The sequence below is a fragment of the Paenibacillus sp. JZ16 genome, from assembly GCF_015326965.1.
In the GTDB taxonomy this organism is placed as follows: Bacteria; Bacillota; Bacilli; order Paenibacillales; family Paenibacillaceae; genus Paenibacillus_AQ.
The window spans coordinates 1,099,549-1,126,212 of record NZ_CP017659.1 but is presented as its reverse complement, the minus strand read 5'-3'; the positions used below and the strand labels follow the sequence as shown (position 1 = coordinate 1,126,212).

At 49.2% G+C, this 26,664-nt stretch carries 21 protein-coding genes and 1 pseudogene; 20 read left to right on the top strand and 2 right to left on the bottom strand.

Going from position 1 to position 26,664, the window contains the following annotated elements:
* The first annotated feature begins 12 nt into the window (after window positions 1-12).
* From BJP58_RS04935 to helD, 14 genes and pseudogenes are all read left to right on the top strand, one after another.
* The gene (locus tag BJP58_RS04935) at window positions 13-1,011 is read left to right on the top strand and encodes an alpha/beta hydrolase (protein ID WP_194543034.1); all 999 of its coding nucleotides are present in this window, start codon (window positions 13-15) and stop codon (window positions 1,009-1,011) included.
* An 85-nt stretch (window positions 1,012-1,096) separates the two neighbouring features.
* Entirely contained in the window at window positions 1,097-2,884 is a 1,788-nt protein-coding gene (locus BJP58_RS04930) for a sensor histidine kinase (protein ID WP_194543033.1), read from the top strand.
* Window positions 2,856-4,475: a response regulator gene (locus tag BJP58_RS04925; protein ID WP_194543032.1), complete on the top strand. Its 1,620-nt coding sequence runs from the start codon at window positions 2,856-2,858 to the stop codon at window positions 4,473-4,475. Before BJP58_RS04930 ends, BJP58_RS04925 begins: the two co-directional genes overlap by 29 nt.
* 95 nt (window positions 4,476-4,570) lie before the next feature.
* Entirely contained in the window at window positions 4,571-6,085 is a 1,515-nt protein-coding gene (locus BJP58_RS04920; RefSeq protein WP_194543031.1) for an ABC transporter substrate-binding protein, read from the top strand.
* A gap of 396 nt (window positions 6,086-6,481) precedes the next feature.
* On the top strand, window positions 6,482-7,351 hold the full coding sequence (locus BJP58_RS04915) for an ABC transporter permease (RefSeq protein WP_194544829.1): 870 nt from the start codon (window positions 6,482-6,484) through the stop codon (window positions 7,349-7,351).
* A gap of 12 nt (window positions 7,352-7,363) precedes the next feature.
* On the top strand, window positions 7,364-8,248 hold the full coding sequence (locus BJP58_RS04910; RefSeq protein ID WP_194543030.1) for a carbohydrate ABC transporter permease: 885 nt from the start codon (window positions 7,364-7,366) through the stop codon (window positions 8,246-8,248).
* Window positions 8,249-8,295: 47 nt separating this feature from the next.
* Window positions 8,296-10,842, top strand: a complete 2,547-nt coding sequence (locus BJP58_RS04905; protein ID WP_194543029.1) for a glycoside hydrolase family 3 N-terminal domain-containing protein — start codon at window positions 8,296-8,298, stop codon at window positions 10,840-10,842.
* A 35-nt stretch (window positions 10,843-10,877) separates the two neighbouring features.
* Entirely contained in the window at window positions 10,878-13,103 is a 2,226-nt protein-coding gene (locus BJP58_RS04900) for a beta-glucosidase family protein (RefSeq protein ID WP_194544828.1), read from the top strand.
* A 100-nt stretch (window positions 13,104-13,203) separates the two neighbouring features.
* Complete coding sequence (locus BJP58_RS04895; protein WP_194543028.1) at window positions 13,204-15,147, top strand: beta-N-acetylhexosaminidase; 1,944 nt, start codon at window positions 13,204-13,206, stop codon at window positions 15,145-15,147.
* Window positions 15,148-15,454: 307 nt separating this feature from the next.
* Window positions 15,455-15,916 carry a MarR family winged helix-turn-helix transcriptional regulator gene (locus BJP58_RS04890; protein ID WP_233355114.1) on the top strand — a complete coding sequence of 154 codons (462 nt, stop codon included), beginning with the start codon at window positions 15,455-15,457 and terminating at the stop codon, window positions 15,914-15,916.
* Between the two features lie 24 nt (window positions 15,917-15,940).
* Window positions 15,941-16,555: an NAD(P)-dependent oxidoreductase gene (locus BJP58_RS04885; protein WP_194543027.1), complete on the top strand. Its 615-nt coding sequence runs from the start codon at window positions 15,941-15,943 to the stop codon at window positions 16,553-16,555.
* 15 nt (window positions 16,556-16,570) lie between these two features.
* Complete coding sequence (locus tag BJP58_RS34225) at window positions 16,571-17,032, top strand: DUF2269 family protein (protein WP_194543026.1); 462 nt, start codon at window positions 16,571-16,573, stop codon at window positions 17,030-17,032.
* A gap of 152 nt (window positions 17,033-17,184) precedes the next feature.
* Window positions 17,185-17,607: pseudogene (locus BJP58_RS04875) on the top strand (aldo/keto reductase); the annotation flags it as partial.
* A gap of 287 nt (window positions 17,608-17,894) precedes the next feature.
* On the top strand, window positions 17,895-20,312 hold the full coding sequence (helD, locus tag BJP58_RS04870; RefSeq protein WP_194543025.1) for an RNA polymerase recycling motor HelD: 2,418 nt from the start codon (window positions 17,895-17,897) through the stop codon (window positions 20,310-20,312).
* A gap of 334 nt (window positions 20,313-20,646) precedes the next feature.
* Here helD and BJP58_RS04865 read toward each other — a convergent pair whose 3' ends face one another.
* Both BJP58_RS04865 and BJP58_RS04860 read right to left on the bottom strand, forming a co-directional pair.
* On the bottom strand, window positions 20,647-21,570 hold the full coding sequence (locus BJP58_RS04865; RefSeq protein WP_194543024.1) for a S66 peptidase family protein: 924 nt from the start codon (window positions 21,568-21,570) through the stop codon (window positions 20,647-20,649).
* A gap of 173 nt (window positions 21,571-21,743) precedes the next feature.
* Window positions 21,744-22,646 carry a LysR family transcriptional regulator gene (locus BJP58_RS04860; protein WP_194543023.1) on the bottom strand — a complete coding sequence of 301 codons (903 nt, stop codon included), beginning with the start codon at window positions 22,644-22,646 and terminating at the stop codon, window positions 21,744-21,746.
* Window positions 22,647-22,839: 193 nt separating this feature from the next.
* Between BJP58_RS04860 and BJP58_RS04855 the strand changes: the two genes are divergently transcribed.
* From BJP58_RS04855 to BJP58_RS04830, 6 genes are all read left to right on the top strand, one after another.
* A complete protein-coding gene (locus BJP58_RS04855) occupies window positions 22,840-23,310 on the top strand; it encodes a DinB family protein (protein ID WP_194543022.1) in 471 nt (156 codons plus the stop codon).
* Window positions 23,311-23,421: 111 nt separating this feature from the next.
* Window positions 23,422-23,826, top strand: coding sequence for a nuclear transport factor 2 family protein (locus BJP58_RS04850; protein WP_194543021.1), 405 nt, complete (start codon window positions 23,422-23,424; stop codon window positions 23,824-23,826).
* A gap of 273 nt (window positions 23,827-24,099) precedes the next feature.
* Window positions 24,100-24,276, top strand: a complete 177-nt coding sequence (locus tag BJP58_RS04845; RefSeq protein WP_194543020.1) for a hypothetical protein — start codon at window positions 24,100-24,102, stop codon at window positions 24,274-24,276.
* Entirely contained in the window at window positions 24,269-24,829 is a 561-nt protein-coding gene (locus BJP58_RS04840; protein WP_194543019.1) for a pyridoxamine 5'-phosphate oxidase family protein, read from the top strand. Before BJP58_RS04845 ends, BJP58_RS04840 begins: the two co-directional genes overlap by 8 nt.
* Window positions 24,721-25,818, top strand: a complete 1,098-nt coding sequence (locus tag BJP58_RS04835; protein WP_199341200.1) for a hypothetical protein — start codon at window positions 24,721-24,723, stop codon at window positions 25,816-25,818. Before BJP58_RS04840 ends, BJP58_RS04835 begins: the two co-directional genes overlap by 109 nt.
* Before the next feature lie 220 nt (window positions 25,819-26,038).
* Window positions 26,039-26,632 carry a YdeI/OmpD-associated family protein gene (locus tag BJP58_RS04830; RefSeq protein WP_194543018.1) on the top strand — a complete coding sequence of 198 codons (594 nt, stop codon included), beginning with the start codon at window positions 26,039-26,041 and terminating at the stop codon, window positions 26,630-26,632.
* The last annotated feature ends 32 nt before the right edge of the window (window positions 26,633-26,664 follow it).

Here is a 26,664-nt window from a genome sequence, read left to right as displayed (position 1 = left end):
GAGAGAAGCATATTGATTCTGAAGATTATAAAATGGATGCTGTCCGTCTTTGTTCTTGTTATCATAGGGGGGCTTCTGCTTGTAAATTTAACGCCTGTTCCATTTATCCATTGGCTGCGCAGCCAGCCGGAAGCAGCGCCTGCAGCACCTTCAAATTGGGCGGAGCTTGAGCAGGTGGTAGAGGTTCATAAAGACCTCAAGTATCCTTCGACATTCAAATCCAACGAAATGGACCTGTACCTCCCCAAAGACCGTGCGGGCAAACTGCCTACGATCCTATGGGTTCACGGCGGCGCTTTTGTGTCAGGAGATAAATCGGGCACCGCCTATTGGTGTACGATGATGGCCAGCAAAGGTTATGCGGTCGTCAGCATGAATTACGAGGTGGCTCCCGAGGCACGATATCCGGCACCAGTCCTTCAGATGACTGAGGTCTATCAGCATCTTAAGGAGCTTTCGGATTTCCCGTCCTTGGACTTGGACCGTCTAATTGTCGGCGGAGACTCAGCCGGCGCCCAAATTGCATCCCAATTCATCGCAATTCAGACGAATGCCGACTTGGCGCAGCGGACAGGGATTGAACAAGCGGTTCCGGAGGAATCCATACAAGCGGCGCTGCTGTATTGCGGTCCGTATAACGTCAAACAGCTGGCGAGCGTTACCGGCAGATTAGAGAAGTTCTTCCTGAATCAGCTGGGGTGGGCTTATATTGGAACACGGAACTGGAAGGATGGGACCGAAGCAGAAGAAGCTTCAACGACAAACCATGTGACAACTGATTTCCCGCCAACCTTTATAACGGACGGCAACACGGGTTCTTTTGAAAAACACGGTAAGGAATTGGAGGCGCGGCTCAAAGAGGCAAACGTGCCCGTGAAGTCATTGTTTTACCCGCTGTCCCATGGCGTCGTGCAGCACGAATATCAATTTCAGCTTAACACTAAAGAGGCCATGGAGTGCTTTGAGATGACGTTATCCTTTTTGGAAGAGCAATTGCAAGAGCGGGGATAAACAATGACAAAGACTGGTGCTTCAACTTTTATCGGGAGAAGTAGTAAAATGGGGATAGCTCAATACCAGGGAGAGGAGTCTCATCATGTACAGCCATATCAAGGCAATTCCTTGGAATTCGATTCGCGTCAAGCTGGTGCTTGGCCTTTTGGGCGTGGCAATCCCTCTAATCGCCTTACTGATCTATATGAGCTATTACAGTGTGAACGTCATTCATAATCAGGTGGCGGTCTCCAATAAAAATATGATCTCCATCCAAATGAGACAGATCGATAACCAGCTCGCGGAGATCGAACGGCATCTGGTGAATCTGTCCAGATCGGAAGTCAGTGTGCTGACGATGAAAGACGCAGTGCCGGACAATACGTATATGATGGCCAAAAGCGATGTTTCCCGGAAGCTGTCCTCCGATCTATCGGTTTATCCTTATATTGACGGACTTTTCGTATATTCATTGCCGCGGCATGATTTTGTTGAAGCCTACAAAGGGTCGATGACCTATAACGGATTATTGAAAATGCGAGATTACCTGCAGGAAAGCAGCACGAGCCAGAACCGTTTCTATGGAATGGAGGCGAACTGGCAGCTGCAAGAGATTGAAGGGTCCTATTACGCGATCAAGGTGCTCAGGGATGACAATATCAGCATCGGGTCATGGGTATCCCTCAGAACCTTGATGTCGCCGATGTCGGTTCTGAACACGGGTGAAACCGGAGCAATGCTGTTCGTCGACGCCCAGGGGAAGCCGCTTTATAACACGAAGCCCCTGCAGGATGAAACGTTGGATTTCACCCATGGTTTCAACAGCTATTACATGTCAGGCAAGGACAAGGACTATCTCATCGTGGGGGAGACTTCGAAGAAAGCGGACATCAGCATGGTCGCCGTCATTCCGGACAAGCTGACGCTCGAAAATCTGCCATATCTCAAAAAGACGGCTGCCATCCTGTCGGCATTCGCTGTTCTGCTGCTGCCGGTTAGCTTGTGGTTCCTGCGGAAAGTGCTGCTTCGCCCGCTGCAGAAGATCGTTCAATTAATGCGAAGAATCGGGGAAGGGAACTTCAATTTGCGAATCGAGAAAGTACCGACCGCTCCCGAGGAGTTTCAGCTGGTTTATCGCACCTTAGATCAGATGGTGTCGCAAATTGAAAAGCTGAAGATTGACGTCTATGAAGAGCAATTGAGCAAGCAGCAGGCGGAGCTGAAGCAACTGCAGCTCCAGATCAACCCGCATTTTTTCATGAATTCCCTGAATATTTTGTACCATTTGGCACAGGTGAAGCGATATGAATTGATCCAGGAGATGACGATTTGCCTGGTTCAATACTTCAGATATATGTTCCAGAGCAATAATCAGGCTTTGGTTCTATTAAAGGATGAGCTGCAGCATACGAGAAATTATTTGCGGATTCAGCAGCTGCGGCTTCCCAATCAATTCGAAAGCGAGATTCATGTTCCGGATTATCTGCTGGAGACCCCTGTTCCTCCGCTGATGCTTCAGACGATTGTAGAAAATACGATCAAGCATGCCGTAAGGGCAGATGTTCGGACGATGCTGGTCATTGAAGCGATCCTCGACGATCTGGCGGAAGAGCCGACCGTTTGCTTGACCGTACGTGATACCGGAGATGGATTTTCGGATGAGGTATTGGAGGCGATCCGCTGCGGCGGACAAGGTGCAAACGCCGGGCGAGCGCATATTGGCTTGTGGAATGTACGGGAACGTCTGCGTCTGCAGTATGGGAATGGGGCCGTAATGGATTGCTATAACGACGATCCGCACGGGGCGGTCGTCGAACTCTTCATTCCGTTAAGCCCTGGACAAGATGGAAAGGAGGACGCCAATGCGTCATGTACTGATCGTGGACGATGAGGTTATTGCTGTAGAGGGATTGAAACATGGCGTGGACTGGGATCGGCTGGGTGTTTCCGCTGTATTTACCGCCCATAGCGCCAGCCAGGCGATGGAGATCATCCGGCGGGAGCGCGTGGATCTTCTGTTATGCGATATTGAAATGCCGCATGGGTCCGGCTTGGATCTATTGGAATGGGTACGGGGATATCATCCGGATATCGTTGCGATATTCCTTACCTGTCATGCCGACTTTCACTATGCCAAGCAGGCCATTCAGCTGGGCAGCTTTGATTATTTACTGAAACCGGTCCCTTTTGCCGATCTTGAATCCGTTGTAAGTAAAGCGATCGAGAAGCTGGACCAGGAGCGCGAGCAATCAGAGTTCAGTCAATATGGGAAGTTTTGGATGCAGCATCAGCCCCTGTTGGTTGAACGATTCTGGCTGGATATCCTGAATCAAACGATTCCAAGCCGCTCCGCTGCAATCAAGGAGCAGGCGGAGAATCGCAATATTCCGTATTCGGAGGATATGATCTTTACCCCGATACTGATTCAAGTTCGGAGATGGTATAAGGAAGTCACGCTGCGGGACGAAAAAATCATTGAATACGCGATACGCAAATCCGCCGAGGAGCACATCCAAGAGAGGGCCGAGCATGGTATGCTGGTGCCGGTGGAGAAAGGGCGCTGGCTCGCCTTGATCAACAGGGATACGGCATCGGTGGATGATGATGCATACAAGGATATGTGTGAGAGGTATATCGATGCTTGCAGGAAATATTTCTATGCGGGCGTCGCCTGTTATATCGGGGAGCCGGGTCACGGACATGAAGTCCCTTCGATGTATATTCAATTGGATCGGATGAACGAAATGAATGTGGCTTATGATCAGCAAGTCTTTTTGCTGAAGGAAGAGAAGCCGTCGGCTGCCCTCCAGCAGATGCTTCCGGATATGAGCATGTGGGCGATTCTGCTAAAGGAGGGCGCGAGCGGACAGGTCCTGAAGGAGGCGGAGGCTTACATCAGGTCTCAGATCGAAGGTAACTCACTCACTTCGGATTTACTGAATCAATTCATTCAGGATTTTCAGCAAATGCTCTATTATGTGCTTCATCTGAAGGGGATCCAGGCGCATCAGCCTCTCAGGGACAGCCGTTCCTTGGAGTTATATGCCAGATCGGTGCGCTCGGCTACGGATGCGTTGGCCTGGATTCATCATATCGTTCAAAGGGCGATGGATTTTGCATCATCGGTGGAGCATTCGCCAAGCATCGTAGAGAAAGTAAAGGCTTATATCCGCGAGCATCTATCCGAGGATCTGTCGAGGGAGGATATCGCGAGTCATGTGTTTTTGAATCCGGATTATTTGACCCGAATCTTCAAAAAAGGGACCGGCATGTCGATCTCGGATTACCTGCTCCAGCAGCGATTGCGCATGGCGGCCGGGCTGCTCGCAAATACCGAGCTGTCCGTCAGTTCGATTGCGACGCGAATCGGCTACGCCAACTTCTCTCATTTTTCCCGCATGTTCAAAAAATATATGAATATGAGCCCGGTCGAGTACCGGCAAGAGCATGCCGGCATCACCAGCTCCGGGGAAAGTCGGTAAAGTGACAGTGAAAAGTCGTTACAAGAGCAGTGCACAATCACGTCCCCTCTTACAATATAGCTAGAAATACATCAATCACAAAGGCGGGGGAACAGATGAAAAAATCATTCGCACGACTATCCACGATGCTCTTGAGCGCCGTCATACTATTGTCGGCCTGCGGAGGAGGGAAAGCAGCCGACCAAGACAATGAGCCGGCAAGTGAACAAAAAGCCCTCACGGAGCTGACGGTCGTGCTTCCGGTGGCAGGCTCCATACCGAAGGATATGCAGCAAGTGGAAGACGCCATCAACAAGATCGCGGCAGAGAAAATACAGGCCAAGGTCAAATTTGAGCATATTTCTGTCGGAGACTGGGAGCAGCAAACGAATCTGATGTTTGCAAGCGGTGAGAAAATGGATCTGCTGTACTTATCCGGTTATAACTTCAGCAACATCGTTGCGAAAGGTCAGCTGAAGCCTCTGGATCAATTGCTTGAGCAGCATGGTCAGGGGATCGCCGACGCCTTGGGTAAAGATTATTTGCAAGCTACGCGCATCGGAGGCGAGATATATGGAACGCCGACGGTACGGGATTTGGCGGCCAGCTATGGGCTGACCATGAGCAAAGACTTGGTTGATAAATACAAGATCGATGTTGCCTCGATCAAGACGCTTGATGACGTGGAGGCCGTGCTGCGGAAGGTAAAGGAAGGAGAGGGTCCTACCATGACACCGCTGGTTACCGGTGCAGCGGGGCAATCCTTCCGAGAGAATTATGTCAACTACGATAGTCTGAACGACACGATCGGTGTTCTTCCGAGCTATGACAATGGCCTCAAGATTGTCAACTATTACGAGACGAAGGAATATGCCGGCTTTGTCAACAAGATTCGCGGCTGGTATCAGGACGGGCTGATTCCACAGGATATGGCTACAACGCAGGCAACGCGGTTTGACATGATTAAGGCAGGCAAAGCCTTTGCCTATATGGCTATGCAAAAACCCGGCTTTGCGGAGAGCGAGAAGAAGCTGTCCGGGCTTGAGCTGGTCACTGCAGAACTCGTACCTCCTGTAGCTACGACGAGCACGGTAACGGGAGCGATGTGGGGCATTCCGGTCAATTCCGAAACTCCTGAGAAAGCGATGGAATTTTTAAATCTGATGTACACCGACAAGGATATCGTGAACCTGTATGACTGGGGGATCGAAGGCACCCATTATGTAAAGGTGGACGGCTTTGACAATGTGATCGATTATCCGGAGGGTGTTGATTACAACTCGGTGGGTTATAAAATGCCGCTTGGCTGGCTGTTCGGGAATCAGTTCTTGTCTTATGTCATAAATGGCGACGATCCGGAAATTTGGTCCAAGATGGATGAATTCAACAAGAGCTCCAAGCGCTCCAAAGCGATGGGCTTCCTGTTTGATGCTTCTCCGGTGAAGACCGAGTATGCAGCCGTAAGCAACGTCATTACGCAATATAAAATGCCGCTGGAGACAGGCAGTGTAGACCCGGAACAAATTTTGCCGGAGTTCATCTCCAAATTGAAATCGGTCGGAATCGATAAGATTATTGCGGAGAAACAGAAGCAATTGGATGAATGGGCTAAAACCAACGGCGTGAAGTAAAGCATCATGTGAACAGTCACGGGTTACCCCGTGACTGTTTCTGTTTTGTATAGTGAAGAGGAAATGTTTAAAGTTTAAGCTCATCGATCAAGTGAAGCATGAACGGCAGGCAGCCAAGGATATAGCCTTGTGCAGCCTGCTTTTTTCTTGTTGACATAGCGCCTCCAAGGGAATTGGGATGATCCAGCGCGTTTTCTGTCCTAGGTTCTACTCTACTGGCGCTGAAGTCGGGAAAGCACAAATGTGAAGTCGTCAAAGCGGTAGTGGCCCGTGTGCTTGCTCTTTAAAATGAAGATATAGATTCGGCTATAAAGCCGCAAAGGGGGAAGTGCGGTGACAAGTACAACACGCCGTAAGGGACGGAGATCCCTTCGGAAGTACGTTCCGCTATACATCATGATGTTGCCGGGGCTTATCTACCTGCTCATCAACAATTATTTGCCGCTGTTCGGTCTAAGCATCGCTTTTAAGGACGTGAACTACAGCAAAGGGATATGGGACAGTGACTGGATCGGCTTCAAAAACTTTGAGTATCTGTTCAAAACGGATGATGCATTTATCATTACGCGTAACACGATTCTTTACAATGCTGCGTTTATCGTTCTCGGCTTGATCGTTTCGGTTGGTGTCGCGATATTGCTGAACGAGATCCGAAACAAAGTGGCATCTCGCTTTTATCAAAGCGTCATCATTCTGCCGTTCCTTATCTCCATCATTATCGTCAGCTACCTGGTTTACGCCATGTTCAGCGTGAATACGGGAATGGTGAACAAGACGCTGCTGCCGGCACTTGGGCTGGATCCTATCTCATGGTATACGGAGCCGAAATATTGGCCCTTCATTCTGACGGTCGTGCATATTTGGAAGGCAGCGGGGTATTCCTGCATCGTTTATTTGGCAGCCATCATCGGCATCGATCCCGAATACTACGAGGCTGCAAAGCTGGACGGGGCCTCCAAATGGATGCAGATCCGCAAGATCACGCTTCCGATGATTACGCCGGTGATCACCATTCTGACTCTGCTCGGTATCGGGCGCATCTTCTATTCGGATTTCGGATTGTTCTACCAGGTGCCGATGGATTCCGGCGCACTGTTCTCGACCACCAATGTGATAGACACCTACGTATTCCGCGGGTTGATGCAGCTCGGTGATATCGGGATGTCCTCGGCGGCAGGATTCTATCAGTCGCTGGTCGGCTTCGTTCTCGTGCTGGTCTCCAATTATGTCGTGCGGAAAATTGATAAAAACAATGCTTTGTTCTAAGGAGCGAACCATATGAAAAACGAATCTCGCGGTCTGCAATGGGCAGCGCACATTATCATGATTGTTTTTTCCCTGGCGTGCATTCTTCCGTTCATCCTGCTGTTCATCTCATCGATCACGGACGATCACACGATTGCCGTGGAGGGCTATTCCTTCTTCCCCTCCAAGCTCAGCCTGGGCGCATATGAATATCTATGGAGAGAATCGGCACAGATCTTCCATGCGTACGGGATCACGATCCTGATCACAGTGATCGGCACGAGCGCAAGCCTTGTCATCACTTCGCTGCTGGCCTATCCGCTATCCCGCAAGGATCTTCCCGGCGGCGTCGTGCTGTCGTTCATCGTGTTCTTTACGCTGCTGTTTAACGGGGGACTGGTTCCGACCTATCTGGTCTATACCCAGCTGTTCGATATGAAAAACACGCTGCTAGCTCTGTTGATCCCCTGGCTGCTCATGAATGGCTTCAATGTGCTGCTGATGCGGACCTTCTTTGCCACCACGATCCCTTCGGCGGTGCTGGAATCGGCCAGCATGGACGGTGCCGGGGAGTTCAGAATGTATTACAAGATCATTCTGCCGCTGTCGCTGCCGATTATGGCAACGGTCGGCATGTTCCAAGGGCTGGCATACTGGAACGACTGGAATAACGGATTGGTCTTTGTAACGGATCCGGAGCTGTTCAGCCTGCAAAATCTTCTGAACCGGATCATGAGCGATATCCAGTATTTGACCCGCAACAGCAGCATGAATTCAGGGAATGCACTGGAGCAGCTGCCAAGCGAGACATTCCGGATGGCCGTGGCCGTCATTGGCGTCCTGCCGATCCTCGTCGCCTATCCGTTCTTCCAGAAATACTTTGTTAAAGGCATGACGATCGGTGCGGTAAAGGGCTAAACCAGAACGTATAAAACAAGATGACCAAGGACAGGAGTGAAGTCGAAATGATAGGAAATTGGCATTGCATCATCGACAAACCGCGAATGAAAATACAGTTTAAAATCAGCAAAAAAGCAGACTACACCCTCGATGCCGTCATGGAGCCCCTTCCGGTTCCGCTCTCATTCCCCGACGTTACGGTGCAGGGCAGCCAACTACGGGGACTGGGTAAAGTGTTTTGGAAGCCGGATGAGGATCTTTCCGTCCAGCTGTCGTTCGACGGGGACTCGTTCACCGGCGAGCTTCGCATCCCCTCGTTCGGAAGCTTCCCCCTTCAAGGTGAAAGGGGGCGGGGGCCCTATCTAGCACAATCCTTGCTGGAGGGAGCAGCGGAGCATCGAAAGAGCGGGGTACGGGAGCGTACGGACGAAGAGATTGCAGAGGCTGTAGAAGCGTTGCTTGCCGACATGTCGCTGGAGGAGAAGGTTGGTCAAATGTGCCAGTGCCAGGCCTCCAATTTCTCCTTCGGGAATGCCGTGGAATCCGACCCGCCCGAGAAGCTGATTGCCGAGGGCAGGGCAGGGTCGGTACTGGGAGCCTTTGACATCACAAGAGTATTCGAATTGCAGAGAATAGCCGTCGAGCAATCGCCGCACGGCATTCCGCTGCTGTTTCATGCGGACGTCATCCACGGCTCGCAGACTATTTTCCCGATTCCACTGGCATGGTCCTGCAGCTGGGACATGGAAGCGATCCAAGAAGCGTGCGCGATCGCCGCTAAGGAGGCCAGCGCTTCCGGAACGATATTCAATCACGGCCCGATGATCGACATTACCCGTGATGCCCGCTGGGGCAGAGTATCGGAAGGAGCCGGCGAGGATCCGTTTTTAGGGGCGTTAATTGCCAAAGCTCAAGTTGCAGGGTACCAAGGAGCGTCTCTGCATAACGAAGAGACGCTGGTCGCCTGCCTGAAGCACTTCATTGCCTATGGTGCAGCAGAAGCCGGCAGGGATTATAACAGTGTGGACATCTCGGAGGGCACGCTGCGAAACGTGTACCTTCCGCCGTTTAAGGCTGCACTGGAAGCGGGAGCCGACTCGGTGATGAATGCCTTTAATATTTATCAGGGTGTCCCGGTTGCGGCTAATATGTTCGTACTGAAAGAGCTGCTGCGGGAAGAGCTGGGCTTTGACGGAATCCTGATTTCCGATTACGGCTCTGTTGACGAGATTCGGATTCACGGACACGCGAAGGATACGAAGGAGGCTGCGCTAAAAGCAGTTCATGCCACGATGGACATCGAAATGGTGACACGCGCTTTCGATCATTTGCCTGCGCTGGTCAGGGAAGGTAAGGTGAGCGAACGGCAAATCGATGATGCTGTTCGCCGCATTTTATATGTGAAGTACAAAACCGGTATAATGGACGACCCATATCGATATATTCGCCCTGAGAAAGAAATCGAATACCACTTTAACAAAGCGCATCTGCAGGCGAGTTTGGAGTTGGCGCGCAAATCGGCCGTTCTGCTCAAAAATAACGGCGTGCTCCCGCTGGCTAATGATGCTGGCAAAATCGCGCTGATTGGTCCGTTTGCCGATAGCAAGGATCTGCTCGGACCGTGGCAGTTCTCCCGGTACGGCCATGAAACGGTGACCCTGTACGAAGGGCTTCTGGAGAAAGGCATCCCTGCGGAGCGCCTCCTCTATGCTCAAGGCAGCGGCGTGAATAAAGCGATTGACGGCGGAATCGAGGCTGCAATCTTGCAGGCGAGAGAGGCCGACATCGTCGTTCTGGCGCTGGGTGAGAGCAGCGATATGTCCGGTGAAGCCGCTTCCCGCATGGATGTCGTCATTCCCGAGGCGCAGCAGCGGCTGGCGGAAGCCGTGATCGCGGAAGGCAAACCGACGGTTCTTGTCCTGACGAACGGACGTCCGCTGGTCCTGGACTGGTATGACCGGCATGTCGATGCCATTCTGGAAACCTGGTTCTTAGGCTCGCAGGCAGGTCACGCGATCGCAGACGTGTTGACAGGAGATTACAACCCGTCAGGGAAGCTGACGATGAGCTTTCCTGCCCGCATCGGGCAGGTGCCGGTATACTACAACAGCTTTAACACCGGCAGACCGGTAACTGATACGAATGGAAAGGATAAATTCATATCCAAATACTTGGACGGACCGAATGACCCGTTATATCCATTCGGATATGGGCTGAGTTATACGACTTTTGATATATCGGCGATCACCCTGGACCGTCGCGAAATGACGGCGGACGGTACCATTACGGTCACGGTGAAAGTGACGAATACGGGCGGTGTTTCCGGGGAGGAAACCGTTCAGATGTACATTCAGGACTGCTGCGGGAGTATTGTAAGACCGGTTAAAGAGCTGAAGGGCTTTCGGAAAGTATGGCTGGAACCGGGAGAGAGCCGGGAGGTTACGTTTACGATTAAAGTCGAGGCATTGACGTTCTGGTCGCCGGCTTCCGGCTACGCGGCTGAGCCCGGCACATTCAAGGTGTACATCGGTTCCAGCAGCCGGGATCTATCGGATGGGATAGAGTTTGAATTGCTGGATGAAATGAATCATAACGGGGAGGAATTGAATTGACCGATCAGCGGGATTTGAAAGCACTGGTTTCGCAGATGACCTTGGAGGAGAAGGCGAGCCTTTGCTCCGGTAAGGACAATTGGCATACGAAAGGGATCGAGCGGCTGGGCATTCCATCCGTTATGGTGACGGACGGACCGCACGGGCTTCGCAAGCAGCGGGCCTCGGCTGACCATCTGGGCTTGTTCGACAGCGTGCCTGCAACATGTTTTCCGTCGGCGGCGGGCGTAGCGAGCTCATGGAACCGTGATTTGATCTACCGGATGGGCGAAGCGCTCGGCAGAGAATGCCAGGCGGAGAACGTAGCTGTATTGCTGGGGCCTGGAGCTAATATCAAGCGTTCTCCCTTATGTGGGCGCAACTTTGAGTATTTCTCTGAAGATCCTTACTTATCAACCGAGATGGCGACCCATCATATCCAAGGGGTACAGAGTCAGGGGGTAGGGACCTCGCTCAAGCATTTCGCGGCCAACAACCAGGAGCATCGGCGGATGACGTCGGACTCTGTGGTCGACGAGCGGACGCTGCGTGAAATTTATTTGGCCAGTTTTGAAGGCGCCGTCAAGCAAGCACAGCCGTGGACGGTGATGTGCTCCTACAATAAAGTGAACGGGGAATTTGCTTCCGAGAATGAGACGCTGCTGACCGATATTTTGAAAAACGAATGGGGCCATGACGGCTTTGTCATTTCGGATTGGGGTGCGGTTAATGAGCGGGCCAAGGCGCTTGCGGCCGGAATGGAGCTGGAGATGCCGTCAAGTCACGGCGAGGGGGATGCAAAAATTGTAGAGGCCGTAAGAAACGGCCAGCTGCCCGAATCCAAGCTGGACGCTGCGGTGGAGCGTCTGCTTGCCGTGATCTTCAAGGCCGTAGATCAGCGAAAGCCTGATGCGGCCTTCGATCAGGCGGAGCATCACCGTCTGGCTCGCGAGGTGGCTCAAGAGAGTATGGTGCTGCTTAAAAATGAAGGCGGACTGCTGCCTTTGGCCCGAAGCGGCCGCATTGCCGTCATCGGCGAATTAGCTAAAGAGCCGCGCTATCAGGGCAGTGGCAGCTCCAAGATTCGTCCGACCCGGCTGGACGATATCTTAGAGGAATTAGAGGCATCGGCCGGCGATGCGAAGGTCCATTACGCCCCCGGCTATAAACTGAACGAAGAGGACATTGACCCGCAGCTGCTTCAGGAAGCGATTGCCCTCGCATCCGAGGCTACCGTTGCCGTTGTTTTTGCCGGGTTGCCAAACCGTTATGAATCGGAAGGCTTTGACCGGAAGCATCTGCGGATTCCGCCGAATCAGATCGCTCTGATCGAAGCGGTAGCGATGGTGCAGCCGAATCTGGCAGTGGTGCTCAGCAACGGCGCACCGGTGGAAATGCCGTGGCTTGGAGAAGCCAAGGCGGTGCTGGAAGCGTATCTTGGCGGACAGGCGCTTGGCGGAGCAATAGCCGACATTCTATTCGGTGACGCGAATCCGTCTGGAAAGCTGGCCGAGACGTTCCCGGTTAAGCTAAGCGACAATCCCTCGTACTTGTTTTTTCCCGGGGAAGGCGACCGCGTCGAATACCGCGAAGGTTTGTTTGTCGGGTACCGCTATTATGATTCGAAAAAGCTGGCTCCCCTGTTTCCTTTCGGTCACGGGCTGAGCTACACCAGATTCGAATACTCCAATCTGACCGTGGATAAAAAGCGGCTAAAAGATAATGAGAAGCTCACCGTTTCCGTCGATGTGATGAATACGGGAGCCCGACCTGGCAAGGAGATCGTTCAGCTCTATGTTCATGATATGGAGAGCAGCGTGATTCGGCCTGAACAGGAGCTGAAGGGCTTTGACAAGGTGGAATTGGCTCCGGGGGAAGCCAAGACCATTACGTTCGAGCTGGATCACAGAAGCTTCGCCTATTATGACGTTGAGCTGAAGGACTGGGTCGTCGAGAGCGGCGAATTTGAACTTCGAATCGGCAAGTCCTCCCGGGACATCGTGCTTACGGAGATCGTTGAGGTGCAGTCCACAACGGTGCGGGAGATTGTATTCCATCGCAACTCCACCGTATCGGATTTGAAAATGACCGTCAAAGGCGCGGCTTTTGTAGAGGATTTTATCGGCAAGCTCCCGTTTGCATCAGCGATTGAAGACAGTTCCCATGCGGAAATGTTTCGGGCGTTCCTGGACGCCATGCCATTGCGCGGCTTGTTGTCGTTCAGCGGCGGCAAAACGACAGAGAAGCAGCTGAGTGACTTGATTGACTATTTGAATAACTGACTGGAATGAGTTGCTAAGAATAGCTGATTCAAACATTACCACAATCATGATATGAAAAAATTCTTCATGTGTCGGATCAGGGAAAGGAAGTGTCTATTCAATGAAACAGGAGCAACCCATGCCGTTGTATCCACGGCCGCGACTTGTGAAATGGCTGGGTGGAGAGAAGAACTGGTCGGGCAGCGTTTCGTATGAAATTCAGGAAAGAGAAGTCCCAGCCGTGGAGCAGGTGAGACTGAAAACTCGATTGGAGCAGGCATTGTCTGGTTCTTTTCGGGATGATCCTTCAACAGATTCGTCCATTCCGATATCGGTCTCTTTACAGGAGAGGCTGCATCCGGAAGGCTATGTCTTACAATGGGATGAAGCAGGTCTCCATATCGAATACAGTCAACCGGCCGGGTTGAATTATGCAGTGGTTACCTTGGTGCAGCTACTCTCTCGCCAAGGCCTTACTTGGAGTTGCTTCCGAATAGAAGATGAGCCCGATTACCCGGTACGCGGCTTAATGCTGGATATCGGACGGAGCAAAATTCCGAAGCTGACCGAGCTGTTCCAGCTGCTAGACCAGATGGAGAGTTTAAAGCTGAATCATCTGCAGCTGTATATGGAGGGATACTGCTTCGAATATACGCAGCATAAGACGGCGTTCCCTGAAAGCACGCCAATGACTGCGGAAGATTTCCGGAGATTGGACGCATACGCCGCAAGCCGATTTATCGATCTGGTGCCGAATCAGAATTGTCTGGGCCACATGGGAGATTGGCTCAGTAAACCTGCATACCGTGACCTTGCGGAGCATCCGGATGGAATGCCGATTGATGGTCCGTATCCATTGACATTCCCTCCCACCACCTTGAATCCTGTGGACCCGCGTTCTCTAGATTTGATCCGGGGGATGTTCGACGGATTGCTGCCCGCGTTCACATCCGATTGGGTGAACATCAATATGGATGAGCCGTTTGGTCTTGGATCCGGCAAAAGCAAGAAGCGCTGCGATGCGATCGGATTGGGTCCGCTGTATATGGAGTATGCAGAGGGCGTGACGGATATCGTTCGAAGCCACGGAAAGAAAGCGATGATGTGGGGAGATGTATTGACCCGCCATCCGGAAGTGGCCGAACGGATCCCGGACGATGTGACGATCCTCGACTGGAATTATGACAGCAGCATTTCTTTTGTTGAGCACTGCAGCATGCTGCAAAAGCACGGAATATCGTATTTCGTCTGTCCGGGTACCAGCTCTTGGTCCTCCCTGTCCGGGCGGACCGACAATATGCTGGACAATATCGCGGACGCAGCGGTCCAAGGTCAGAAATACGGAGCCGGAGGACTTATCGTGACCGACTGGGGAGATAACGGACATTGGCAGGTTCCGGTCATCAGCTATCCAGGGTATGCGTATGCAGCGGGGTTAAGCTGGTGCACGGAAGGCAACCTGCATCGGGAAGATGAACTGAAGAGCTATCTGTCGGAGTACGTATTTAAAGACGCCAGCGGTGAGATCGGGCATTTCCTGATGGAATTGGGACGATACTACCATTTGGAGAACAGCTCGCTTGATAACGGCACCTATCTGAGTGCTTTGCTGACCCGCGGATTAAAGAGCCGGGAGCAGCTGGAGAAAGAACTTAGCTTGTTTTTGCGGATATTTGCAGAGCTTAACGGCACGACAGTCGATTCGTTTCAGCTGAATTTTCAATATCATGACATGCTGGCGTGGCTGAAGAAGCGTAAAGAACAGCTGGGAAGAGTTGATCTTCAAGTTCGCGATGCCGACGTCATTACAGACGAACTGCGTAATACCCTGCGATTGATTGAACAGGCAGTTGGCATTCACCGATATATGTGCCGGATCGATATGTCTGATGCACAAGATGAGGTCAATTGCATCATTGATCTGGAATCTCAGCTCAAGCTGGTTATTGAAGAATTTAATCGATTATGGCGGATCCGCAATAAGGAAGGCGGTCTTACAACCAGCACCCGAGCGATGTATAGGCTGCTTGAACAATACGAAGGGATTCGGCAAACTCAAGAATAAGTTTTAGAGCAGCAGACCTCAACACATTCAAACGCCAATAATTGAAAGAGGTAGTCTGGAGTCATGTTTGGTGAGTTACAGGAGAAAATTTCATTTGTACGAGGATATACTCATAGCATTTAAAGTCGCGATAATCGCGGCTTTTTTTTATGGAGGATCGCTATTTATTATCTAAATGGATAGAAAATATTCGAAAGCGGGAGCTTGGAATGGTAAACAAACAGAACTTCGTTGAATTTGGTTGCAATAACCAACTAAATTCAATTAAAATGTATATAGTTGGTTAATAATACTATTGGGGTTGAATATGATGAAAAGGATTGAATTCCAGAACGAATCGTACGGAAAAGAAATAACCGCAATCAATCGACATTTGCATATGCTGCTTACTCCGCGTCTAGCCCCGCTTCGCTTGGGATTTGGGCAACACATGTTTTTGCTAATGCTTTCAATGAAAGAGGAGGTGAATCAGAAAACACTAAGCGAGCAATTGATGGTCGACAAGACAACGACGGCAAAGGCGATCCGAAAGCTTGAATCTGAGGGTTATATTCGCAAAGAAATTGACCCCATCGATCTACGGAACCAAAAGATATATCTTACCGATTCCGGAAGGGCTGTCGTTCCGAAGATTGAGGAAGCGCTAGCAGAAGTAATGGAGATTGGAACAGAAGGGATCTCAGCAGAAGAGTACCTGGAATTAATAAGGTTGTTAAAAATCATATTAAACAATTTGAACAAACATGTACAAACTTCAACTCGTCAGTGATTCTAATGAGCAGGGGAGATGGATATGAGAATAACCGTCATAGGTTCAACGAGTCCGACAGGACTGGAGGTTCTAAAGTACGGTAAGAAGCGTGGGCACGAGCTTATTGCGTTTACAAGACGCCCGCAGTTGTTAAGTATGGATCAGAGCTTTGACAAGATCGTAACTGGAGATGGACTTCATAAATCTGACGTTCTTCATGCGATTGACGGAAGTGATGCTGTAATTGCGATTATCGGCGGCAAAACCGATATAGCCGGCGTTACGGAAACAATTATTAGATCGATGCAGGAAAGAAAAACCCGGCGTCTCATTTTTGTCAGCTCTTATTTACTCGAAGCCAAACGCCCCAGAATCTTCGCTTCATTCGCAAGATGGATCTTTCGTCACGAATTGACGGAACTTGATAAAGCCGAGAAAATCATCCAGGAGTGTGACCTTGATTGGAGTATCTACCGACCAGCTCAATTAAATAATAACCCTTCAACCGGAAAGATAAGAGTTCAGGAACAACGTCATGGTTTTGCTTCCGGTCCATATCAAATTTCTAGAGCAGACTTGGCCAAGGTATTAGTTGATGCTCTTGATAACAATGCGAACTTCAGGAAAATATATTGTGTTACTTGGAGCAAGGAATAGAGAGGGGATGATAAGATGTATTACCTGTATACTTCACTGTTAGTGTTCCATATTCTATCCGCAATTTTTGGAGTTGGGCCGGTGTTTCTGTTCAATATGATTTTGAAGAGGGCGAAGTCGGTGGAACAGTTGAGATATGCTCATCATATCGTTGAAAAATTGAACCGAAATGCCAATGTTTCCTTTGGTATTATCCTCATATCAGGATTATTGATGGGCTGGATAAACCCTTACTTGTTTCAAACGGAATGGTACATCGCTTCGCTAGTGTTGTTTTTTATCTCAGGCATGTATGCGATCTTTGCGGTTGAACCCATCCTGAAACAAATGCAAGGAATCGCGTCGAATACGTCAGGGCCTAACGAGATTTCCTCAGAATATAAGACGTTATTTCAAAGAAAGCAATCCCGAGATACGGTGGCAAACCTAATAGCAGTCATGATTATTCTCCTTATGGTAATTAAGCCCGCATTTTAAGGTATGAGTATAATACCTGGGAGAGCCTGCCGATCCAATAGGCATACTAAGTCACAGAAATCGCGCCAATATAAATAAGCGGTACATTATGAAATAAGGATTGATCTAGAGTTAACTCTAGGTGATAGACTTAAATGTAAGAAGGGATTTTCATGGAATATGTGAAACTAGGGAATACCGGGCTCGACGTATCCCGCATCTGTCTTGGATGCATGGGATTTGGCGCAGCAGAGCGGTGGGTGCATCAATGGGTGCTTAATGAGGAGAACAGTCGTCCTATTATTAAAAAGTCATTGGAGCTAGGCATCAACTTTTTCGATACGGCGAATGTGTACTCAGACGGTCCAAGTGAGGAGATGTGGGCCGCGCATTAAAGGATTATGCCAATCGGGATGAAATCGTCCTTGCGACCAAAGTTCATTTCCGTATGCACGAAGGTCCTAACGGTATGGGTCTGTCCCGGAAAGCAATTATGAGTGAAATCGACAAAAGCCTCAAGCGCTTGGGTACCAATGGAGGCTCTTCATGATGTGGTGAAAGCCGGAAAGGCCCGCTATATCGGAGCTTCAGCCATGTTAAACGCCAGCGGACTTACATTGGATAAAACCGGGTTGCGGGACCTCTTCCTACAACGCGGTTTTTTTGATTTTATGGGAAAATAAAAAAACTTGGCAGATGCGCCAAGGAGTACAAAAAACAATTGAACACAAAAAAGCGCTATGCTATAATCAGTAGCGCAATTGAAAAGTCATTAAGAAACCGATATTATAATTTATTATCCTAATCTAATTGTACATCGGTGATCCTGATTTGTCAATGCACTTTTTTCGGACCAGATTGAGAAGGAGTGTGTTCAGAAAACATGGAAGCGAAGGAATGGCAGTTAGAACAAGAACGGCTGGATCAGGTAAGGGGAAAGATGAAGGCGAGGATCGACCAGTTGGAACCAAGCGTTACCGGGATGCGCGATCAGGCTGCTGAGATTCGCAGGCGATTCTGGGAAGAGGTTACAGTCAACACGAGCTCGGACGAAGAGTTTGAAGAAACATTTTATACGATTAAACAACAGGCTGCGGTGTTATCCGAAAGGGAGCGTCGTCACCGGCTTCTGAAGCAGCAATGGAGGAGCTTACATCGGCTGCTGCCGTCTCCTTATTTTGGGCGTGTTGATTTTCTAGAGGACGGCCTGAATGTGAGCGAGCAGATTTATATCGGCGTATCATCCTTCGTCGATGAAGATGAATTGAGCTTCCTGGTATATGATTGGCGCAGTCCCATCGCGAGTCTTTACTACGACCATTCCCCCGGTGCGGCCTCTTACGTCACGCCGGTCGGGCAGATCACGGGTATGATGGAGTTGAAACGGCAGTATCAGATTCACGATGGACAAATCCGTCATATGTTTGATGCGAACGTAACGATCGGCGACGAGCTGCTCCAGCAAATGCTGGCCAAAGGCGCGGACTCCCAAATGAAGAGTATCGTATCAACCATCCAGAAGGAACAAAACGCCATCATCCGAAACGATTTTAGCCGGCTGCTTATCGTCCAGGGGGCGGCTGGCAGTGGGAAGACCTCCGCAGCCTTGCAACGTGTGGCGTATTTGCTATACAAAAACCGCGATTCGCTTAAGGCAGACCAGATCGTTCTTTTCTCGCCAAATCAAATGTTCAACAGTTATGTATCCACTGTCCTTCCCGAGCTCGGCGAGGAGAACATGCAGCAGACGACTTTTCAGGAATATCTCGAATATTGGCTGGGTTCATCCTTCCATGTCGAGGATCCCTTCAATCAGATCGAATATGTGTTGACCGCACAATCAACTCCGAATTACGAGGCTCGTCTTCAAGGGATGAAGTACAAGGCATCCGAAGCTTTCATGAGGGCTCTGCAGAACTATGCGAAGTGGCTGGGGCGGGAAGGCATCCTGTTCAAAGGCATTCGGTTTCGGGATCGTGTTCTGATAACGTCGGAGCAAATGAGAACCCAATTCTACAGCTACGATCCTTCCTTGAGCTTAGCCAATCGTGTTGATCTCTTACAAAAGTGGCTTCTGAAGGAACTTTCATTATTAGAGCGCAAAGAGCGGAGGGCGTCCTGGGTTGAGGAGGAGCTTCAATACCTCGACAACGAGCAATATGCGGAAGTTTTCAGCGAGTTGCATAAGGATAGGGAAGTGTTTGATATCGCCGAGCGTTATGCCGTTGTTTACGAGAAAATAAGCAATAAGCGCAGAGAAGATGAAGGTGACTTTGACTTCGCCGAGCGGGAGGAAGACATCCTCAGCCAAAGGATTGTGAAGATGAGCTTCAAACCGCTAAGGCAAGGCGTGAAGCGATTTTCGTTTATCGATGTCCAAAGCTTATACGTCCAATTGTTTGATGATGAAGCTGCTTATCGAGAGAAGACAAATGAGACCGAGATCCCTGTTCTATGGTCTGAAATTTGTAGGCAAACCAAAGAAAAGCTGGACCGGCTCGAATTATTCTATGAGGATGCGACTCCGTATCTGTATTTAAAAGAACTGATCGAAGGCGTTCGAACGAACACGGAGATTCGGCATGTGTTCGTCGATGAGGGGCAGGATTATTCGGCGTTTCAATATGAGTATCTCAAAAAACTATTTCCGCGTGCCCGCATGACGGTACTCGGTGATTTCGGGCAGGCGATCTTTACGCAGTCTACCAAGCTGCATGAGTCCGATTCGCCGCTTACTCGACTTTATGGTGAAGCCGAAACTTGTTTGATCCACCTTGTGCGCAGCTATCGTTCAACACTGGAGATTGTGGAATTTACGAAAACGCTGCTCTCTGCTGAGTCGGAAATCGTCCCCTTTGACAGGAGCGGACATAAGCCGCTTCTTGTGAAGTTAGATGACGAAGAAATGCGCGATGCACGAATACTGAAAGACATCGCAGCACTTAGAGCCGAGGGCTTAGACTCTATTGCCGTCATTACGAAGTCTGCGGCTGAAAGCCGCGCAGCCTTTGAATCTTTAAGGGAGCAAGGAAGCGAAGGATTGCAGCTCATTACGAAGGAGACGGTCACCTTTGAAAAAGGAGTTATGGTTATTCCCGTATATCTCGCCAAGGGTGTTGAGTTTGATGCCGTTCTGATTTATGAGGCATCACCTCAAGCTTACAGCCGGGAAAACGATCGCAAGCTTCTGTATACAGCATGTACGCGGGCCATGCACCGACTTCATGTATACACAACGGACGATTGGTCACCGTTCGTGCAGGCATTGCCAGCTGATTTATATGAGAAAGCGGCATATTGACGGATCCGTGATGACGCCCTCCGCCACAAGGTTCTGCTCATGATTTAGCCATTTCTTCGAGAACAGATCAATTTGATCCTCGAGCTAATTTTTAACCATGCACAGCTCGATGATCAGAAAGCAGTGATCATGTCAGCTCCTATGCAAACAAAGGCGCTGACTCGCTTGTATGAAAACATGTAAACAGCCTTTGCCGTTATTCGGCCAAGGCTGTTTTTTTGCGCTTATTAGTCTGAACTCTACGTCATTCATTGCAAGGGCAGGGGACTTTCCTTTCCGGCCCAGAATTGTGGGTCTTGTCGATAGACATGACCTTTTATCGTCTTAGCCGAAGTTAAATGCTGACTGTAGGTTCAACCGTCGTTATTCTATTATTGACGGAATCGAGTTGTACTGTTGCGCCAATTGGCAAGGCGGCTTTATACATCCCATGTCCTGTAGCAAGATTTGTTATAAGCGGCTTACCGAGAGGTACAACAAATTCGTTGATTAAATCTTCATAGGATATGCCATAAGCTGCCTGGCAGCCTGAGCATTCTCCCATAATAATGCCGATGCAGTCATTAAATTTACCGGCAAGCTTTAAATCGTTCAAGTATCTGTAGACGGTATTGGTGGGTTCATGCGTTTCTTCAAGAACGAGAATTTTACCCCGTGTATCGATTTCGAATGGCGTGCCCAGCGTATCGACAAACGATGTGAGATTACCGCCCACAAGCTGCCCCGTCACGTTGCCCGGAATACGGCTTATCAACGGCATCCCCGGCGGATTCAAGATTGGCCGGGTTAATGAATACACGGATGTCGCGGAAAAAAACTGATCGAAATTATAAGCGGGCGTTTCGGGTTTGAAGTCAATAAGCATCAGACTATGGAATGTTATTAAATCTACATATTGATGCAGAACATTTAATAGTACCGTGATGTCGCTGTACCCCGTGACGATTTTTGGGTTACTTCGTATCTCGTCGTAATCCAGGTAGGGAAGAATTCCGGCCACGCCTGTACCGCCTCTGGTAGGCAGTATCATTTTTACCTGCTCATCTCGAAACATCATCATTAAATCGGAGGCTCGCTGCTCGTCTGTGCCGGCAAGAAACCCGTTTTGCGCATATACATATTGACCCAATACAACATTAAGCTCCATTGTTCTCAAATATTCGATTCGTGCATTAATGATGCCTGCAGCGAGCGGGCTGCCCAAGGTAACGATTCCAACGGTATCGCCCCTCTGCAAGATTGGCGGAGGTATCGGCATATTCTTTTCTTCCCTTCCTGAGAATAGAAGAAGCCATCGTGATCATGTCTTTAGAATATATTGGCTAGATTCGCAATGCAGTACTAAAAAAGAATTTTGAAAAGTTTGTATTCTTAGTTGAGATAGGGGAAGGGAGAAGGCTTGAGCGGGTTTGTTACTGGTGGTGCTACCTTCTACGAAGACTTCGATTGATGGATAGCTGTGTCGATGTAGGCTCTCAAGGTCTTGATAAACGTACGCATGGCGTATCCGACATACCTGTCGCTGCGGTAGATCAGACAAATGTCCTGAGAAGGCGTAGGGTTCCTGAGGTGCACGACCTTGATGTCCGGATTGTGAAGATTCTCCAATAGAAGTCGCGGCAGAACACAAGCGCCGACTCCGCTCTGTACCATCTGAAGGAGGGAAGATAACGTTGTCGTCACCAATTTCGACTGAAGTGTAAACCCGTTGTCCATGCAAAAGCGGTCAATCACCTTGCGGCATTGGTGGTCTCCTGGGAACATGACCATCTTTAAGCCTTGCAGCCTGTTCAAGGGGATGAAATTCTCCGTGGCAAGGGGATCATTCCTACTTACAGCCAATGAGAACTCCTCATGAAACAGGGGAATTGTCGTGAGACGTTCATCGATAACAGGTCCAATGGTTACGCCCACATCGATGCTTCGGTCCAGGACTTGTTCGGTTACTTTCGTGGTTTCCAAAAGGGACAGTGAGAGGGTGGGGTAGGTCTGATGGAAGTTTAATAGCATGGCATTGAACATGAGATCCGCGTCACCGGGCAAGACCCCGATGGAAAGGGACCCGCCTTGCATTTGCTTCAGATCTGCAATGGCGTCGCCCGCTTGCTGCAGATGCCTGAAAACGGCAGCACCGTGTTCGCGAAGAATGGCTCCAGCGTCTGTAAGGACAATGGTTTTTCCCACACGATCGAACAGCAGAACTCCGAGTTCTTCTTCCAATCTTCTTATCTGCTGGCTAATGTTGGGTGCGCTGACTCCCATTTTTTCGGCAGCTCTCGTGAAATGAAGCTCTTCACAAATGGCCATGAAATATTGCAGTTGTTTTAACTCCAATGCTCGCACCTGCTTTCTAATGCATCGTGTATCATGCTCAATCCTTATTGTTGCTCCGACTTCTTCTTCTGTCAACGAATAATCGTTAACTGATACTTAACGTTCCGGTAACGCCCACTGCATTGATGGTTAGTTCCGTAAGACATAAAATGGGAACATATCAAGCGGTTCTCACGATAAAGGAGGAATTAGCATGTCTGAAATGATTATCAATACGGCAACAACCGCACGTCAAGTGCTGCAGCAGCAGGTGCAGGCGATCCCGGAGGAACTGTTCGATATCCAACCGGCTGGTTTCAACAATACGGTCCGTTGGAATGTCGGCCATATGATTTATTGGATGGATAAGTATTCTCCCTTGATCTTCGACTCCACGCCTATCGTACCGGGCTCTTATGAAACGCTGTTTAACTCTGGCACAAAGCCCTTGGATTGGACGGTTGCTCCACCATCGAAGGAAGCGATGGTCGAGATGTTAACGGCGCAGCTTTCCCGTATCACTGAGTTGAAGCCTGAAATGCTGGGCGAGGAGCTTTCGGCTCCGTTTGACTTGGGACCGTTCCATTTCAACACCTCTGGTGAGCTGTTAAACTTTATCCTGATTCATGAAGCTTTTCACCTTGGAACGATTTCGAGCCAGTTAAAGGTTCTTTCGTCGAGTTAACCAATGTTAAGCAAGATTCCTATTTCAAGACGTCTCACCATTCAAAACGACTCAATGAAAACTCAATTATATTTGAAGCAAACAATAAACCGTAATGAGGAGGAATTTTCTATGGAGAAATCTCTAGACTCAGTCCAATCCCGAACATGCGAAGGGTTTGATGCCTTTAGGCATGCGTTGGAAACGGGGGATACAGCTGATTTTCTTAATAAGGTTACGGAAGACTTTCATTTCTCTGTTCCGCTCCCGCTAGAGGGGTGGAATCATGAACAGCAAGGCAAAGAGCGGTTTGAGGAATTGATCAGGTTCGAGCGCTCCGTATTTCAGATGCAGCTGACTCCGCTCATCGTTCTTGAGAATGAGGACAACGGGATGGTGGTATTTCGCTCGGAAGGCTTGTTGAATGGGCGGCCTTTTCGTAATGAGCTTGCAATCGTCTTTGAATTTGAGGCAGGGCGGATCCGCTCCTTCCGCGAATATGTAGGTATGCCGTTAAAAAACTACGAGAACCCATAATAGATATAAAAGCTGCAGTGTATATTGGAAGCCAGACTCCATTCGGATCAGGCTTCCAATACATGTTCCAGACGTACACGCTCAATTTAACGCTTTCGGCCTTGTTCAGTATGCTTTACGAGCTGCAATTCTACTTATCCTTCAGATTAATTCTAAAAACATCCCCCGCATTACCACCAAAAACCATCATGCCGCTTCAGGCGGTACTACCGTGTTCTTGTTGCTTGCCTCCCGCGAAGAGCTCGTTGTCTCATTCATAACCGAAGTGTATCTATGCTTGTTAAGAATATATTATATTTATGGGCCGTCTTCGAATACAATGTACGTATAGCCAAGCACGAGATCAAGCCTGAAGCAAGCGATCCGGCCCGCCTTAGAACGCGACTTGGCCGGTGTTCACGGGTGAATCAAACCAACTACAAGTTTATCGGAGGGGATTCGAATGGGTAAACAGTTTCCGGCCATGCTCCCCGAGCATATGGCCTTCATCCGAAAGCAGCAGCTGTTCTTTGTCGGAACGGCGCCCATGTCGAGGGATGGGCATGTCAATCTGTCGCCGAAGGGATATGACACGTTTCGGATATTGTCCGATCGTAAGGTTGCGTATTTGGATTTGACCGGAAGCGGCAATGAGACCAGCTCTCATATCGAAGAGAATGGTCGTATCACGATGATGTTCTGCGCATTCCAGGGGCCGCCGAACATCCTGCGCCTATACGGGACCGGAACAGTGATTCTCCCGGAGGACAACGAGTGGGAGCAGCTGTACGAAATGTTCGAGCCGCTGCCTGGAGTCCGGCAGATAATTATGGTCGACATACATAAAGTCCAGACGTCCTGCGGCTATGCGGTTCCATTCATGTCGTACGAGAAGGAGCGAGAGACGCTCCAGCGGTGGGCGGAGCAAAAAGGCGAAGAAGGCTTGCACAGTTACTGGCAGGAAAAGAATTTGAGCAGCCTCGACGGATTGCCGACGTCTCTTGGGAAACGTATAAGGACATAGCGGTTGGTATCTCGCGGCTGGACGATGGGACAAGAGTGACTTTGAGGAGGTTGAAAGTGGAACATTCCCAAATCGTACATACAATCCTTGCAAAATTAGGAAATGAACGTTTGCTTACGGAACTGACAACAAAATTGTCGCAATCGGAGATGACTACGCTTCTTCTCGCGCTTTCACAAGAAATGACGGCTCAAAGTTCTCCCGTCGACTTGTTAAACAAATATGCCACGAATCGTTTTGTGAAGCCTTCCGAACTCAGTCCAATTAAACTGAAGAAAATAGAGCTTGATATGCTCGAATTGGCCGAAAATAGCGGATTTACCTCATTGGAGCTTTCTCCAGCTAGTCCGTTGGGAAGCTGTTCAGTGATTGCAAAGGTTGATCAAAACAAGGTGATATCAGCAACAAGAGGCGTTGAATTGATGTCGGACAGCACCAATATGCTTGCGATTTATCTGGCGAATGGCATAAAGAACAAATCAATAAACAACAGCATCAACGATGTGCATGTTTGCGCAGCCAGCAGAGTCACTCGAGGGCAATGGTATAAACAGGCCAACGTCCTGCCTCATTTCGGTTTATTCACCTTGGTTAGTTCAGGAAAAGATACCGGTTCATATCGCTTCGAGAAAGATACACTGACCCGGCACATCGCATTCTATCTCAATTATTATGGTGGGAAGCTTGGTCAGGAGACAAAGGTATTTCTTCATATGCGCAAGGGCTATACCGATTCAGAAGGTTTCCTGGACAGAATGGTCGATCATTTGAATGTAGAGTTTCCCTCCTGCTTATTTATCGAAGATAGGGTAGAGAGCAGCAACCAGTATTATAAAGGCCTGAACTTCGAAGTGAATGTGAATGGAGTGAATATAGTAGATGGCGGTTTCGTGGATTGGACCCAGCAATTGCTCGGGAACAAGAAGGAACGATTGTTGATTAGCGGGACGGGCATGGATTTACAGTTGATCACCGGAATGATTCAATGAACGAGTCAGTTTCAATCAAAATCGAATTCGATTCAATTCGATTGAACTGCTGCTAAACTGAACTGAATCTGCGATCGGCAGCAAAAACTTCATCTACGCATGCGAGGGTCGCGGATTCCGTTGACACGACACCAAACAGTGTCCTATACTTAATTGCAACCGCTCTGGAGCTCGAGAATGGATTGGAATTGCTGCATAAAAAACTTGAGGGGGGACCTCGATGGTAAACGGTGAAAGGAATTCAAAGATAGATCCCTATTTTAACAAACTTAAGAAGTGGAAGGAAGAATTTAAGCTGCTGAGAGAAATCGCTCTTGACTGCGGGTTGACCGAGGATTTTAAGTGGATGCATCCATGTTACACGCTTGACGATAAAAACATCGTTTTGATTCATGGCTTTAAGGATTACTGTGCGCTTCTGTTTCACAAAGGGGCGTTGTTAAAAGATCCCCATGGGATTCTAATCCAACAAACCGCGAATGTTCAGGCGGCGCGTCAGATTCGGTTCACCAATGTTCAAGAGATCGATGAAATGCAACTTATCTTGAAAACATATATTGATGAAGCCATCGAAGTTGAGAAAGCCGGTTTGCAAGTGAACTATAAAAAGAATAGGGAATACACCATACCGGAAGAATTAGAAAGCAAATTCGTGGACATGCCCGATTTAAAAGCGGCTTTTGAAGCATTGACACCGGGACGACAAAGAGCATATATTCTACATTTTTCTACACCCAAGCAATCCAAAACCCGAGAGTCAAGGATTGAAAAATATATTGCGCATATCCTGGATGGGAAGGGGTTAAATGATTAATTTATGTTATCTTTGTGGGAGGAAGAGAACAT

What these genes read in the sequence shown, in the direction of transcription:
- BJP58_RS04930 (WP_194543033.1), top strand. Translation starts at nt 1,097, where the DNA reads ATGTACAGCCATATCAAGGCAATTCCTTGGAATTCGATTCGCGTCAAG.
- BJP58_RS04925 (WP_194543032.1), top strand. Translation starts at nt 2,856, where the DNA reads ATGCGTCATGTACTGATCGTGGACGATGAGGTTATTGCTGTAGAGGGA.
- BJP58_RS04920 (WP_194543031.1), top strand. Translation starts at nt 4,571, where the DNA reads ATGAAAAAATCATTCGCACGACTATCCACGATGCTCTTGAGCGCCGTC.
- BJP58_RS04915 (WP_194544829.1), top strand. Translation starts at nt 6,482, where the DNA reads ATGATGTTGCCGGGGCTTATCTACCTGCTCATCAACAATTATTTGCCG.
- BJP58_RS04910 (WP_194543030.1), top strand. Translation starts at nt 7,364, where the DNA reads ATGAAAAACGAATCTCGCGGTCTGCAATGGGCAGCGCACATTATCATG.
- BJP58_RS04905 (WP_194543029.1), top strand. Translation starts at nt 8,296, where the DNA reads ATGATAGGAAATTGGCATTGCATCATCGACAAACCGCGAATGAAAATA.
- BJP58_RS04900 (WP_194544828.1), top strand. Translation starts at nt 10,878, where the DNA reads ATGACCTTGGAGGAGAAGGCGAGCCTTTGCTCCGGTAAGGACAATTGG.
- BJP58_RS04895 (WP_194543028.1), top strand. Translation starts at nt 13,204, where the DNA reads ATGAAACAGGAGCAACCCATGCCGTTGTATCCACGGCCGCGACTTGTG.
- BJP58_RS04890 (WP_233355114.1), top strand. Translation starts at nt 15,455, where the DNA reads ATGATGAAAAGGATTGAATTCCAGAACGAATCGTACGGAAAAGAAATA.
- BJP58_RS04885 (WP_194543027.1), top strand. Translation starts at nt 15,941, where the DNA reads ATGAGAATAACCGTCATAGGTTCAACGAGTCCGACAGGACTGGAGGTT.
- BJP58_RS34225 (WP_194543026.1), top strand. Translation starts at nt 16,571, where the DNA reads ATGTATTACCTGTATACTTCACTGTTAGTGTTCCATATTCTATCCGCA.
- helD (WP_194543025.1), top strand. Translation starts at nt 17,895, where the DNA reads ATGGAAGCGAAGGAATGGCAGTTAGAACAAGAACGGCTGGATCAGGTA.
- BJP58_RS04865 (WP_194543024.1), bottom strand. Translation starts at nt 21,570, where the DNA reads ATGCCGATACCTCCGCCAATCTTGCAGAGGGGCGATACCGTTGGAATC.
- BJP58_RS04855 (WP_194543022.1), top strand. Translation starts at nt 22,840, where the DNA reads ATGTCTGAAATGATTATCAATACGGCAACAACCGCACGTCAAGTGCTG.
- BJP58_RS04850 (WP_194543021.1), top strand. Translation starts at nt 23,422, where the DNA reads ATGGAGAAATCTCTAGACTCAGTCCAATCCCGAACATGCGAAGGGTTT.
- BJP58_RS04845 (WP_194543020.1), top strand. Translation starts at nt 24,100, where the DNA reads ATGCTTGTTAAGAATATATTATATTTATGGGCCGTCTTCGAATACAAT.
- BJP58_RS04840 (WP_194543019.1), top strand. Translation starts at nt 24,269, where the DNA reads ATGGGTAAACAGTTTCCGGCCATGCTCCCCGAGCATATGGCCTTCATC.
- BJP58_RS04830 (WP_194543018.1), top strand. Translation starts at nt 26,039, where the DNA reads ATGGTAAACGGTGAAAGGAATTCAAAGATAGATCCCTATTTTAACAAA.